Source organism: Absiella sp. AM29-15, assembly GCF_003434225.1.
Classification (GTDB): domain Bacteria; phylum Bacillota_I; class Bacilli_A; order Erysipelotrichales; family Erysipelotrichaceae; genus Hoskinsella; species Hoskinsella hominis.
This window is the reverse complement of the sequence record NZ_QVFL01000007.1, coordinates 111,882-126,054: the sequence shown is the minus strand read 5'-3', so window position 1 is coordinate 126,054 and position 14,173 is coordinate 111,882. Positions and strand designations below refer to the sequence as shown.

General features: G+C 32.8%; 11 protein-coding genes. 2 read left to right on the top strand and 9 right to left on the bottom strand.

The window, feature by feature from the left end:
• Positions 1 to 54: 54 nt before the first annotated feature.
• Positions 55 to 1,281, bottom strand: coding sequence for an Mbeg1-like protein (locus tag DW761_RS09065; protein WP_117517719.1), 1,227 nt, complete (start codon positions 1,279 to 1,281; stop codon positions 55 to 57).
• A 196-nt stretch (positions 1,282 to 1,477) separates the two neighbouring features.
• On the opposite strand from DW761_RS09065, the gene DW761_RS09060 reads away from it, so the two are divergent.
• Positions 1,478 to 3,034 (top strand): glucosaminidase domain-containing protein, encoded by a 1,557-nt coding sequence (locus tag DW761_RS09060; RefSeq protein ID WP_117517717.1) that lies wholly within the window; start codon positions 1,478 to 1,480, stop codon positions 3,032 to 3,034.
• 301 nt (positions 3,035 to 3,335) lie between these two features.
• Here DW761_RS09060 and DW761_RS21840 read toward each other — a convergent pair whose 3' ends face one another.
• The 3 genes from DW761_RS21840 to DW761_RS09045 all read right to left on the bottom strand — a co-directional run bounded on the left by DW761_RS21840 (position 3,336) and on the right by DW761_RS09045 (position 6,665).
• Positions 3,336 to 4,082: an NERD domain-containing protein gene (locus DW761_RS21840; protein WP_117517715.1), complete on the bottom strand. Its 747-nt coding sequence runs from the start codon at positions 4,080 to 4,082 to the stop codon at positions 3,336 to 3,338.
• Between the two features lie 471 nt (positions 4,083 to 4,553).
• The gene (locus DW761_RS09050) at positions 4,554 to 5,648 is read right to left on the bottom strand and encodes an SLC13 family permease (protein WP_199485619.1); all 1,095 of its coding nucleotides are present in this window, start codon (positions 5,646 to 5,648) and stop codon (positions 4,554 to 4,556) included.
• Between the two features lie 78 nt (positions 5,649 to 5,726).
• The gene (locus DW761_RS09045) at positions 5,727 to 6,665 is read right to left on the bottom strand and encodes an alpha/beta hydrolase (RefSeq protein WP_117517711.1); all 939 of its coding nucleotides are present in this window, start codon (positions 6,663 to 6,665) and stop codon (positions 5,727 to 5,729) included.
• A gap of 474 nt (positions 6,666 to 7,139) precedes the next feature.
• Here DW761_RS09045 and DW761_RS09040 point away from each other — a divergent pair, with 474 nt between their 5' ends.
• Positions 7,140 to 8,165 carry an Rpn family recombination-promoting nuclease/putative transposase gene (locus DW761_RS09040; protein ID WP_117517709.1) on the top strand — a complete coding sequence of 342 codons (1,026 nt, stop codon included), beginning with the start codon at positions 7,140 to 7,142 and terminating at the stop codon, positions 8,163 to 8,165.
• A 75-nt stretch (positions 8,166 to 8,240) separates the two neighbouring features.
• Here DW761_RS09040 and rbr read toward each other — a convergent pair whose 3' ends face one another.
• From rbr to DW761_RS09015, 5 genes are all read right to left on the bottom strand, one after another.
• Complete coding sequence (rbr, locus tag DW761_RS09035) at positions 8,241 to 8,780, bottom strand: rubrerythrin (protein ID WP_117452476.1); 540 nt, start codon at positions 8,778 to 8,780, stop codon at positions 8,241 to 8,243.
• 67 nt (positions 8,781 to 8,847) lie between these two features.
• A complete protein-coding gene (locus DW761_RS09030) occupies positions 8,848 to 9,231 on the bottom strand; it encodes a Fur family transcriptional regulator (protein WP_117452477.1) in 384 nt (127 codons plus the stop codon).
• A gap of 182 nt (positions 9,232 to 9,413) precedes the next feature.
• Complete coding sequence (locus DW761_RS09025; RefSeq protein WP_117517707.1) at positions 9,414 to 11,669, bottom strand: beta-L-arabinofuranosidase domain-containing protein; 2,256 nt, start codon at positions 11,667 to 11,669, stop codon at positions 9,414 to 9,416.
• A gap of 9 nt (positions 11,670 to 11,678) precedes the next feature.
• Positions 11,679 to 12,542, bottom strand: a complete 864-nt coding sequence (locus DW761_RS09020) for an AraC family transcriptional regulator (protein ID WP_117452479.1) — start codon at positions 12,540 to 12,542, stop codon at positions 11,679 to 11,681.
• Positions 12,543 to 13,031: 489 nt separating this feature from the next.
• Entirely contained in the window at positions 13,032 to 14,099 is a 1,068-nt protein-coding gene (locus tag DW761_RS09015; protein WP_117517705.1) for a M24 family metallopeptidase, read from the bottom strand.
• Positions 14,100 to 14,173: the final 74 nt, after the last annotated feature.

Here is a 14,173-nt window from a genome sequence, read left to right as displayed (position 1 = left end):
TTCACATGTTTTATTAACAAAAACCACATGACAATTTCATCATGTGGCATATCGTTATCCTTCCTTTTCTTCCTCATTTCTTATAGAGCGAATAGCGGAAATAATACGATCATTGTTACGATTTACAAGATCTTGTATCTGGGATTTTTTAGTATCAATCAATACCTCATAGTTATCTATAATTCCTTGTGTTATTTCTTTAATATTCACTTCATTTAACGTTTGTACTGCTTTTTCTTTTACCTTATTAATCAGATTCTTTGTCTTTCTTCGTTCAATTAAATCCTGGAACGTAATGGTCTGTATTTCTTCATATGGGATATCCTCAAATAAGTTAGTATATAAGGATATATGATACAATAGTACCTTATACAATTCAGATATAGATAATGCACTATGGAAGTAATCATCCATGGTAGATACAACGGCATGCAAACGTTCTTCTTTTAAATTCACGAAGAAATCATTTACAAAATGATACACAATTTTAGGAATGGCAGTCTTTTTATCTGCAAGGATATAATGATTATCATCAAAATCCATCGCGTATAACTGATGGTTATGATACAACTGTATCAGGTTATTACAAGGCATGCTGGAGCGTATATAATGTGGTTTTGTTAAATTCTCAAAGAATGACGATATACAATCATTTTCACATTCAAATATCGTTATTTTCTTCAAAAATTCAGGATCTGTAGCCCGCATTTGATAAACATCCAAAATACTTTTCGTGATTCCCGGTGCATTAAAACTTACTACTTGTTGCAGTTTTGAAAGTAGTTTAGCATTCATTGTTAATGCCACATACATCGCAAGATTTCCGCCTTTTGAATGTCCACATAAATAAAATGGAACATCAATCTTTCGCTTTTGCAGTTCATGTAAAGATACTAATTGTTGGTACGTTGGTCCATCTAAGAACATATGAAAATTATCTGTCCAATCCTGCCATCCGGTTTTGTGATTGACATCATCTAATGCTTCAGAACCGCGAAATGCAAATATTTCACCTTCAGGACAGGTAAATACATAAAACACCACACCACTGTTGGCATTATCATCCACAAACTCTTTTACATAAATATCGCTATAGCGCCCTTTGGGTATCTTTGCGAGTGCTTCTTTATGATAAGGCAATGTGACATCATTTGGATATTCTTCATCCATTACAGTATCCTCTAAAATCTGCTGGATCAAAGTATCTACACTTACACCCGGCTGATATGCATCAAAATAACTGATCATGGATAAATCATAAAATGTTTTTTCATCTAACACTCACATCACACCTTTCATTTCACGTTCTTTATTATAAAGCTTTTCTATGATTGGGTAAAGCAAAGTACGATTTTCACATAGTTTCACTTGATGCCTTTATTTTATCATTTGCGAATTCTTTTTATTTTCTTAAAATTTCTTTGGTTTTATTTTCTTTTGTTTCAGCATATTGTAAAATGTAGAAAAGGGTGTGACTATGACAAAGAGAAAAAAGAAAAAACACGTTTCCTACTTTAAAATTATATCGGCAGGCTTATTAATTGCGGGTGTGATCATCGTGTTCTTATTATATTTAGATACTAAAACAGATTACCATTTAGTTATCATAGATAAAAACGGAGTAGCTTCAGAAATTCAGACATATGATTCCTTCAAACTCGCAAAAAGTAATATGCGAAAACTGGATCATCAGGAAAATGAAAATGTGGAAATTACCACAGATGATGGTACCCGTGTCGCTATTCGCTATGGAGTGCTTAATTTTAAAACCAAACAGTGTACGGTTAATACTGCTTATACATTTGATGATCGTGATGAAGAAGGCTATATCAATGGCTGTTATGGTGCGGATGCTGTATATCTTGATACTAGCAACGATGGTAAAAAATTCAAATTTATGATGAGTGGTGTTGTTGGCTGGGTAGATCGTAAGGATGTAGAATTATTAGACTATTATAATGAAAAAGAAGTTGCAAGCGTCAGTCATTACGTTGTAAAAGACAATACGTTCTTACATAAAGGTACAACAGATGTGAAATCAGGGAACTATGCCTTTTCTCTTGACGTCGGACTGCCATTCCAAGATACTTCTTATGCGTATTATTACAGTTATGATGGACATTATTTTTATCCTTCTTTTACCAGTATGAGCGATGATTATCAAAATAACACCCGTAAAAACAGCGTCAATTATGATCAGCCATATTATAATTATTATCAATTTTTATCACATCGTAGTATCTCTAACTATTCCACACAGGATATCAACAAATATATCACAAGTATTCTTGGCTATACTTCACAGCCTTCTTCTTATCCTATGGGTAATGAGGAATCTCTTTTATTCAATATGGGAAAGGCATTTGTGGATGCACAGAATCGATATAGTACCAATGCGATTATGATGATGGGTCTATCCGCTAATGAGAGTGCTTATGGAAGAAGTGAACTGGCTTATGCGAAAAACAATTTATTTGGCCATGCGGCATATGATGCTTCTCCAAGCCAAAGTGCTAATAAATACGCAAATCCTCAGGAAAGTATTCTTGTACATGCTTCCGTTTTCTTGAATCAGGGTTATTTGAATGCCTGCGATGGTTTTAAAGGCAGTGGGACTTGTGATAGTAAACAGGCAAATCGTTACCGTGGCGCTTATCTTGGGGACAAGGAAAGTGGTATGAATGTTCGTTATGCTTCTGATCCTTATTGGGGAGAAAAAGCCGCATCCTTTTATCGAAAATTCGATAAAGCCATGGGAATGAAGGATGCAAAGTTTGATATTTTGATCAAAGATGTTGATCATGCGCCAGTTTATCAAAAAGCAGATAAGAATTCTACGATATTATATCAAACACCAACGGTAAAAAACTATTCTATGTTAGTTTTAGATATTATAAAAAACGATCAGGGTACTTGGTATAAGATAAAAAGTGATGCACCAATCAATAAAGAGGGTAATCAGGTAGAAACTGAAAGTAGCGCTTACAATGTTAAAAAGTCCGTTGTTTTTATAAATGCAGACGATTTGAAGTAATATATTGCCAACAAACGGTTCAAAAACGTTTAAATCAAAAAAATGTATTGATTTTTGAATTTAAATAAGCTATATTATAATCGTTAGTGTTATCAGCCGTCTTGCCCTTTCTTCCCCCACCCATATAGGCAAGCCGGTATATCTTCCCCCAGATCGATAACACTAACGCTTTTTTATTTATTAATGACAGGTAATCTTATATTGCCTGTTTTTTATATATTTAATTAATATTATGAAATAAAGCACATATCACATTGATTTATAGGAAATCCTACTTAATTCATTTAATCTATTTATTATATTATTTTAAGTTTTTAGAATTAATTGTATAACGACATTTTGGATAATTACTACACCCATAGAAAGTGCTGTATTTCCCTTTACGTAAAACTAATGTTCCACCACATCTAGGGCAAATATTGCCTTTTATTTTTTCATTTGTCAGTTTAATATTTTTTCTAGTATTCGTTATATGATCCTTACGTTCCTGTTTTTCTTTTAATTGATTTTTCTCAATCACATGTTTCATCACTCTTACTTGATCCATATCGTAACATTTATCTACACTCAACTGTTTTATACATTTCACAATATTCTTAATATAGATCACATGTTCTTTTTCAATATGAACTTTTAAATCTGCTTCTGTTGAAAATGCCACAATAGGAATGAATCGAACAGGTTCATCAAATAATGTTTCCAGTGCTTTTTGATGTCCATAATTTTGGCGTATTGGATTCTTAAACTGATGCTTATTTCCGTAGATATTTTGTGTCCAATACTCTCCTTTTTCATTTCCCGTTATCCATCCTTTATAGTTTTTTGTTTCAATTACAAAAATACCATACACTGATAAAACAACATGGTCAATCTGTGCAGTGCCTCTACCCGTTTTTAATAAGATGTCATTTAAAATGACATACTCGTTTTCTGGCAGCTTTTCGAGTTTTCTTGCGACACTTTTTTCTCCTATCATCCCTTTTATTTTAGGTTGAAATGCTTTGAATATTATTAATAACAAAAATAAAATGAAAAGATATTGCATCATATATTCCCCCTCAATTTTCTATATTATATCATTATATAAACAATAAAAACACAAGAAGCAGATATTTTGCCTGTTTCATTACTCCAGCATTTAAAACAAGCAATCTTTCCATCATTCAAGAATAAAAAAGTCCTTCCTTCTGAAAAGCTCATCATTCATTTCAGGAGAAAAGACTTTGTGTGATTTATAGCAACACAAGAAAAGGAAAATTGTAATATTAGTGTAATGAAAGGATTTTCGCAATGACCTTGTACTTGTGGGGCTACCTTTTTCTTTAAAACTTTTTTACCATAACGCAACAGCTACCAGCTCGTTGGTTAAGTATATTTATAACACAAATATTTCCTTTCGCAAGTGTTATTTGAAAATAATTCATAATTTTGTAAATTTCTTATGATTTATGTGTGTGTTTGAGTCAGAAATCACAATCTATATTTAAAAGCAGACAATAAAAACATCTATTGCCTGCTTTTATATAAAAATAAATATGATTAATATAAGTAAGAAAATAAGATTATATCCTGTGAATACTTTTAAATATTTTCCAGTATCTGCATGAGGTTCATTTGCATAAAACTTAAATGATATCAGACTTGCAAGAGAAGCAATCAAAGTCCCAAGACCTCCAAGATTTGTGCCAATCAACAATCCTGATGCTTGATTTGTAAAACTTGATAACAACACTGCAGAAGGTACATTGCTGATTACCTGTGAACTTGCGATTGCAGTTGGTATTGCGTAATCTTTTATACAGCTTCCCAGAAATTCCTGCATCCAATCGATTTTTCCAATATTGCCAGAAAAGATAAAGAAACATACAAATGTTAATAATAATGCATAATCTACATCTTTTAAAACAACTGGTGATACCAATAACATTGTAACAACAACAATCAGAAATACCGCCTGATAAGGCAGGATATGCAAAACACTGAGTAAAGAAAGTATAAATAACACAACAAATAAAATAACATCCTTTGGTTTGATCATATGGACTTTTTCAGGAAAACTTACCTCTAATGTTTCATTTTTCATCAACATACAGCACACAATCAATAACACAAGTGCAAGGAAGGTGAATTTTCCCATAATAGAGAAGAAATCCCCAATGGTAAGCCCGTATTTTGTATAAAGAAACAGATTTTGTGGATTACCAAACGGTGTGGCCATACTTCCAAGATTTGCTGCAATCGTTTGTAATGTTATGATAGGAATCAAGTATTGTTTACGATCAATCATATCCAATACCAATATCGCAAAAGGCACAAATGTAATTAATGCGACATCATTGGTTATGAACATAGATGAGAAAAACGGTAATAGCACCAAAATCAGAAAGAATACACGTAATTGTTTTCTTCCAGATAATAAACGCTGTGCGAATACGATAAATACGTTACATTGTTTTAACCCTGCGATTACTGCCATTAAACAAAATAATAAAGCTAGTACACGTACATCAATAAAAGATAATGTTTCCATGCTAGGTGGTACGAAAATCATAGATATGAATGCGCAGATAGCTGCTATACATAACACTTTTTCTTTTTTTATAAATTCAATCATGCAATCCCTCAATTCTTGCCTTTATGATTTTACCATGTTTTTTCATAATCGCAACTAAAAAAGCAGCGTTACACTGCTTTATTTCATATATGTTTCAATAAAAGAATCTATTTTATCCCAATACGTCTTTGGGTCTACTTCTTTACTTTTTCCATGCCCTGCGCCTTTGATAATCAAAATATCTTTTTCACAGGCTGCGGCATCGTATAATGGATATACCATGCTGGTTGGCACAAAATCATCAGCATCCCCATGAATAAATAAGGTCGGCGTTTTAGATTTTTTCACTGCTTCCAAAGCATCTGCATCTTTCAGATTATATCCACCACGTATCATTGTGACAATATTTGCGGCATCTAGTGCAGGAAAGGATGGCAAGCCAAATAAATCATCTAATTGGTAAGAAAATTCATCCCAGGCGGAGGTATATCCACAATCTTCAATTGCGACTTTTACATTTTCAGGTAGATTATGTCCTGTAGTCATCATGACAGTACTAGCTCCCATAGATACACCATATAATGCAATTTCCGCTTTTGGATTATCCTTGATGATTTCATTGATCCATTCCACGATATCATCACTATCCCAGGCACCCATACCTATAGCAGTTCCCTCACTTTGTCCATGACTTCTTAAATCTGGTACTAACACATTGTATCCCATATCATAAAACCGATTGCCGCTCGCTAACATATCTCTGCCTTGTCCCATGTAGCCATGTACTGCGATAAGCCATTTATTTGCGTTTTGGCTTGCTTCATAAGCATGTAAGCGATAGCCATCTTGATTTGTAAGCCAGCGATCTTTTCCATGTTTCATAAAGGCAGCCTCTGCCTCACTTTTGGCTTTTTCTGCGACAGAATCATTTTCACTGCTTCCAAATACGACTGATTTATCACTAGTGGAATCAATTGCCAGGGTATAGAAATAATTTCCAGCATAGCCAATAACACCTGTGATTATAATCAATATTGTAATACATATTCCAATAATTATTTTCGTTCTTTTCTTCATATAAACACCTTTTCTTTCAAGCCTCGCCTATTATATCAAAAATATTTTGATTGTCAAATGATTTTGTAAATCAAAATAACACTACTTACAGTATATGTAAGTAGTGCATCCCATGAATCGATATAATTATTTCGTTAATCTATTTGCTGATTATTCACTTGCCATTTCCTATGTTTAAAATAAACCTTATACAAGGTGGTCTGAAAGTTTAATGACATTTTTTATCAGTATCCTAGTAAGCAGATATACTTTTTTATACCTATACCATATCCACTCACTTTTATGATAAAACGTTTATGGTTTTTCCTGTTTTGATAATAACTTAATAGCTGTATAAATATCTGTATCTTTATCCTATCAATAATTATATATAGGTTTTTTTATGTTTTGTAAAAATTTTTTAGGATTTTTGGACCTTTTTTACGTATGTAAATATTATAAGGGTACAATACCCTGGAAAGTTAGAGGACAACAATGAAATATCTCAAAAAAAGCAAAAAGAAAAACCTGAATAGGCGTCAAAAGAAATTTGAAAGAAAATTAAAGGGAATTGTAGTTACTTATGACAATGATTATTGTTTTAAGGACTACTTCGGTATGGATGATTTAGATTCTATGGAAATGCGCAATTATATTTGTGAGTATTCTATAGGTAATGGTGTTAAAATCGTAAAATCAACGATCTTAAACGTTGAAATATTACCAGATCAGCTTGGCAACAAAAAAATTATCTTAGATATTTTAGCTGAAGATTCTAATGGGAACCTTTACAATATCGAAATGCAAAGAGCTCCTACGATTGCTGATTATTATCGGTGGGAGTATTATGGCGCAAGAAATCTTAGTTCACGACTAAAGAAAGGTAGAAAGTATATAAATTTAAAACCTGTATATCAGATTATTTTTATGCGTGGCTATGCTTATGGTAATCATAACCTTATCAATCGTTATATTATGCGAAATGATAATGGCCAACAGGAACATGAAAATCCTTTGATGCACCGTATATATGTAAGCCTTCCAGCAATTGATCACATTGTAGCAGAAAAAGGAAAAAATAATTTAAATGAATTTGAAAAAATCATTTACCTATTTGAACATAACGAGCCTTGTGATACAATAGAACCAGGAAAGATGGTGAATGTTATCATGAGTAGATATAAAAGAATGAAACAAAACAAATCTATATGGACAATGGCCGAGAAACTTGAAGAAGCACAGATGATTGAAGAAAGTTTGATTGAAATCAGCAGAAAAGAAGGTTTAGAAGAAGGAATCGAAAAAGGTATTGAAAGAGGTATTGAGCAAGGGATTGAACAGGGCAAAAAAGAAAGAACAGAAGAATTTATAAAACAACAGATTTCATTAAAATATCACACGGATGCTTCTGCTTGGCTATCATCTTTATCATCTGATCAATTAGAACAAGCACCTGCCCTCATTTTAACATGTGATACTTTTGAAAGCCTGCAAGAGCAGATCAATCAAATACAGCCATAGCATAAAATCAAAATACATAATCGCGATAAAAAAAGAATGTATGATTCATCATCTCATACATTCTTTTTCATTATATTAATAGTTTTTAGCTTCTTCAGCGAAGTGAGCTCCTGAATAACCACAAACTGGGCAAGCACCTGGTGCTTTTACGCCTTCGTGACGGTATCCACAGATATCACATACCCAAACAGTTGGTTCATCTTTTTCAAATACTTTACCATTCTTTACATTTTCTAATAATGCTAAGTATCTTTCTTCGTGGTGTTTTTCAATTTTAGCAACTTGTTCCATCTGGAAAGCGATTTTAGCAAATCCTTCTTCTTTAGCTGTTTCAGCGAAACCTTTGTACATATCTGTCCATTCGTAGTTTTCACCAGCAGCTGCATCTTCCAAGTTTACTGCAGTTGTAGGAACTTTATCACCATGTAATGCTTTAAACCATAATTTTGCATGTTCCTGTTCGTTACGAGCTGTTTCTTCGAAGATATCAGCGATTTGTTCCATACCTTCTTCACGAGCCATCTGAGCATAATAAGTATACTTGTTTCTTGCCTGACTTTCACCAGCAAATGCTGCCATTAAATTCTGTTCAGTTTTTGATCCTTTTAATTCCATTTTCATTTCCTCCTATGTTTTTTTAACTTTACCTATGATTCACCGTTCTCTACGGTTGCATCCAATATTAATGCTTTTTTAAACAATCCTCACAAATACCTTCTACCATCATATCATGTGTCGTGATTGGAAGCCCTGTTGCTTCTGACATTTCCTTATTAAAATCCTCTTTATATGGGATATCTAAATCAAGAATACGATCACATTTAATACAATGCAGATGATAGTGTGGTTTACATGTCTTATCGTATTGGTATCCTTCAATAGGATGAGCAATTTTCTTTATTTCATGCAAATCACATAAAATATTTAAGTTTCGATAAACAGTGGCTAAACTGATTTTTGTGCCATTCGCATTTAAATCATTAAAGATTTGTTCAGCTGTCACATGCCCATTGATTTGCTTCATATAATTCATGATCAAATCACGCTGTTTCGATGATTTATACATCCTATCGACCTCCAATCTTAAGAACCGTTCTTATTATAGCTCCGTTTTTTTCATATGTCAATAGATTTTCAATATAATTTTAAGAATTATTCTTATTTTATTCAACCATTACATTTTCCATATTTTAAAAGTAAAACGATATTAAATCTATCCGTTTTACTAACTAATATCTTATCTTTTCTTTATCCTTTTTTCACATATACATGATAACTTTGTTGGTCAATTTGAAATAATGGCAATAATTCTACCCTGTTCACTAGGTCATAAAATTTTAATTTCTGTGGTTGCTTACTAATTTGCTTCTCTATATCCTGTATTTGATATTGGATATATTCCTGGCTTTGACTGATAACGGCCAACACATAAGGACCATAATGAATAGATATAATATCAGAACGATCAGGTGTTTCTTCTATAAAATAGGAACAATGATATTGTACATGAATCTCTGTATTTTCCCATAATTGGTCCATTACAATATATCCATCTTCTATAATTGTTTTTTGAAGAGCACCATTGATTGTGACAAGTATATCTCCCCTATGCCAATATGGTACACGGATATGCAGTTTACATTTCTTAGCTCCAATAAATTTAATATAAATATCTTCAGGGCATTCTTCTTTCACTTTCATCTCTACGCTTACATCCTGTTTATCAAAGTATAAAACAGACGATACAAATAGATTGATATATACATCATCCTTATTTACGAAATAAATTGCTTCACTATATTTGAAATGATTTTCTAAGCCTGTCCCATGACAACAGCTATTCTCATCTGTATAAGATTTTTTAGAACCGGGCTCTAATGGAAAGAAATACGTACTTGCTTCAGGAATATCTTGTATTTGTGTAGCAAGTATATGATTTATCATGCATCGTTCATAATAGTCCATATATTTTACATTTGGTTCATAAGAAAATAGTTCTTTGGTTAATTTTAACATATTATAAGAAGCACATGTTTCTCCTGTATTATCGTCAATCATAGAAGCGATTGCATATGGTTCATGAAAGATTTCGCCTTCGCCAATACTTCCATTGGTATATGTATGTGCTTCTACAACAAAATCCCAGAATCTTTTTGCGATCGTATAATATTTTTCTTGATGAGATCCTTCAAATATCTTTAATGCGCCAATAACCTGTGGAATATGTTGATTCACATGTATCCAGCATAATGCATCTACATCTTGTTGTAATGGTACCATCAAACGATCGTTATCAAATTTCATTGCAGTTTGAAGGAAACGGATATCCCCAGTTAATTGATAAAGCTGTGCAAGGGACTCATTCATTCCGCCATATTCTCCAGCAATATAAATTCCCCACATTCTTTTTAATGAAGCCTTATCTATATCAGACAGACGATTTACGACCCATTTTCCTAATCTTTCCGCAATCTGTTTCGCTTTTTCTATATATGTATATTGGTAACAGTCTAATAATCCTGCTAATATTTTATGTAAAGAATAATATGGTGCCCATATTTCAGGATAATGCGCAAAGTTCTCTAATGCATCATACTGACTTTCCTCAATTCCTCCTAGATATCCTTCATGATACCCCTCAATATGAGCAATCGCATCCTGACATTTTCCTAATTCTTCTATCATATATTGTATTTTATTTAAAATCTTTTTCTCTTTGGTTTCTCGATAACATAGGGCTAACGCTGATAAATAATGCCCAGTTGTATGCCCACGTAATTTACTGTCTACAGTATCCCATCCAATCATTGGCTGTGCATTATGCAAATCTAATTGTGCATTCATACGAAAATTATATAACATCTGATCATCATCTATTTCACAAAGTGCATCTACTTTACGCCTCATAGCTTGAAGAAATGATGAAGGTAACAGTGCGACATTTCCTTCACAAGATATGCAGTTTCTTTCTTTATATAAAAGAGGTTTTTGATAAGTTCTATGTACAATAATCTTTGCGGATACAGGAAAATTGCTTTGTAAAAGATGACCTCTTATCTGATAGATTCCAGGTTCTTCAAAGCAACATGCCTCTTTTCCTTCCCAATCAATGGTATGTGATAGTTTTAGGTCATTAGCAGTTGTAATGACTGCAGAATTTGGTAAATAGAAAGTTTCATTTACCTGCGCATGTACAATAATTGGCATAAGATCTCTAACTTCAAAGGAATCATTTTCTTCCATAATCGTGACAGTGTATTCTTTTGTCATCTTATAGCTTCCTAATTCAAAAACACCAGTTAATGTCACAACCCGTTTTCCCATGCCATGCCTTGGCTGTATCACTTTACCATTTCGTTTTAAAAAACGTGTATCACTGGATATCCAGGAAATCATACTGCCATGTTCTCCCATCCGTGGTAAAACCAAATCAAATTCTATGGTATTCAAATTTCCTAAATTAATACTTTCCATATCCTCCAGTATTTTGTTTTTATCATCCATCTTTTTCACCTACTTATTATTAAAATGTTTTTGCGCAAATGTTCTGCGATATACCGTCGGTGTTACCTGTTCCACACGTTTAAATACACGCATAAAGTATTTAGGATCTACATATCCAGCTTCATAAGCAATTTCTATAATATCTTTACTAGTATTCACAAGCATAGATTTCGCATATTCTATACGATATTTTGTGATTAATTCTTTTATACTGATACCTTCGTTTTCTTTGAACATACGAGAAAGGTAGCTTTTATTATAGCGAAACTCTTCTGCAATAGATTCTACAGTAATATGTTCTAAAGCATGGATACGCACCCAGTCCCTGATTGGTTGTGTAATATTTGAGTTATCTTTTCTTCCATTTGGAAAATAAGATGTATGTGTTTGATAAGATAATTCCATTAGAATACTTGTCATGAAGTAGTTAAGATACATCCCATTCTGTGTTTCTTGATAGATATCTAATAATTGATGAAACAAAATATTAGCTCGATTCACACTGATTTTATTTGTAAATTCAGGCAATAGCAGCATTTGCGCAAATGTTTCATTATTGCTTAATGCCTCTACGGTTTCTTTACTCATTTGTTCAAAGGATATATTAGAAAAATGACACCAGAAAAACCGCAATCCTTTTTCACTATAGTTGACACCTTCATGATAGTTAAATGGTGGAATGATCAGCATTTCATTTTCATGCACATCAAAGCACGTGTTATTCACACGCATAGATAAGGTTCCATTATAAACAATAATGATTTCATAACTGTCAATGATTCTTTTTTCATGGCGCCAGCGCTGATCTGCCATAAAGATACCACAGCTTTCGAATACAACAGGCTGTTCTAGATGTTGATTTACGTAAAACATGATTTCATCACCTTTTCTGTCCTTATAAAGGACTCTTTCATTGTTACTATAACAAACTGAATCCCATCTGTCGATATCATTTTTTTACTTTAGGTGGATTTATATTACTTCATAAGCTATGTGATTCAAAAGTGAAAAAAACAGCCTATTTTATATGGGCTGTTTCATATCTTATGAACTTTTAATTTAAGCTTTTTCCTAGATAAGTGGATTTATTTCATATCGAATTTTCTATGATTTTTACTATATCGCAATATAATAAGCACATTGTTCTATATGAATCCAATATCTTTAAATATCGTTCTTATTTATCTCATCATTATACTTACAATATTCATTAAAGCCATTGTTTGTATATTGGTACCTAATTCATCTAGTACCAATACTGTACCTATCTTTATCATACTCAAAAAAGAAGTATCATTACCTGCGCAATACATTTTTTATATGTATAAATCAGAAAATCCATTTATACATTTTCCTATCCTATCAGAATGGTAAAATTATCAAATCTTTATTCGCATGTGTTAACTGAATGCATCCATCTTTTGTCACAAGAAAATCATCTTCGATACGGACACCGCCAAGTCCTGGCACATAAATACCTGGTTCTAATGTCACAACCACATTTTCTTCAAACACTGCATCAGATTTTGATGAAATAAATGGTGCTTCATGAATTTCTAAGCCAAAACTATGTCCAGGACCATGGATTAAATCATATCCATGCTGTTCAATATAATCTCTACCGACTTTTTCTAAATCATGACTCACAATGCCTGCTTTTAGATGTTTTGCCATAACAGCTTGTGTATCTTTCACAATCTTATAAATTTTTATTAATTCTTCATTTGGCTGACCTATCGCAATCGTTCTTGTAATATCACTACAATAATGATGATATAATGCCCCGAAATCCATCGTGACCATATCACCTTTTTCAATTATTTTTTCACTGGCAACACCATGTGGCAATGCACCACGTACTCCACTTGCAATAATCGTTTCAAAGGAACAATTTTCTGCGCCACGTTTTCTCATCTGAAACTCTAATTCATTTCGTACTTGCGCTTCACTCATGCCAGGACGTATATACTTTAATATTTCTTCAAATGCATCATCTACAATCTGACAAGCTTTTTGAATTATCTCTAATTCTTCTTTTGTTTTTATAGATCGCATTTGCTCAATCATTTTAGAGGCTGGCTTTAGTATTGCTTTTGTATTCGCCATCAATGTACTTGCCTGTGCATAGGAAATAGAATCATCATCCACAAAAACTGTCTGAATACGTAACGTATCTATCAGTTTTCCTAAATCCTGAAACATATCATCTTTCCAGCGAACAACGTCAAAACCATTTGTGGCTTCTTTTGCCTCTGTCATAAAACGCCCATCACTCATCAGATAAGCATCCTTTTGTGTTAATAAAATGGTCGCAACACCTGCTTCTGCATAAAATCCTGAAACATAATATACATTCGCCTGTGTACTAATCAATAAAGCTTCTATTTGGTGCTTCGCCATCATTTGACGTAATTGTGTAATCTTATTCATAAAAAATTCCTCCTTAATATAAAGAAAGCCCCACACCCTCAAGTTATGATTGGGTTCTGCGGGGTTTTCCTTTA

Bases quoted from the DNA above. Each gene is read 5' to 3' on its own strand.
- DW761_RS09015 (WP_117517705.1), bottom strand. From the start codon at position 14,099: ATGAATAAGATTACACAATTACGTCAAATGATGGCGAAGCACCAAATA.
- DW761_RS09025 (WP_117517707.1), bottom strand. From the start codon at position 11,669: ATGGATGATAAAAACAAAATACTGGAGGATATGGAAAGTATTAATTTA.
- DW761_RS09050 (WP_199485619.1), bottom strand. From the start codon at position 5,648: ATGATTGAATTTATAAAAAAAGAAAAAGTGTTATGTATAGCAGCTATC.
- DW761_RS09030 (WP_117452477.1), bottom strand. From the start codon at position 9,231: ATGTATAAATCATCGAAACAGCGTGATTTGATCATGAATTATATGAAG.
- DW761_RS09040 (WP_117517709.1), top strand. From the start codon at position 7,140: ATGAAATATCTCAAAAAAAGCAAAAAGAAAAACCTGAATAGGCGTCAA.
- DW761_RS21840 (WP_117517715.1), bottom strand. From the start codon at position 4,082: ATGATGCAATATCTTTTCATTTTATTTTTGTTATTAATAATATTCAAA.
- rbr (WP_117452476.1), bottom strand. From the start codon at position 8,780: ATGGAATTAAAAGGATCAAAAACTGAACAGAATTTAATGGCAGCATTT.
- DW761_RS09045 (WP_117517711.1), bottom strand. From the start codon at position 6,665: ATGAAGAAAAGAACGAAAATAATTATTGGAATATGTATTACAATATTG.
- DW761_RS09060 (WP_117517717.1), top strand. From the start codon at position 1,478: ATGACAAAGAGAAAAAAGAAAAAACACGTTTCCTACTTTAAAATTATA.
- DW761_RS09020 (WP_117452479.1), bottom strand. From the start codon at position 12,542: ATGTTTTACGTAAATCAACATCTAGAACAGCCTGTTGTATTCGAAAGC.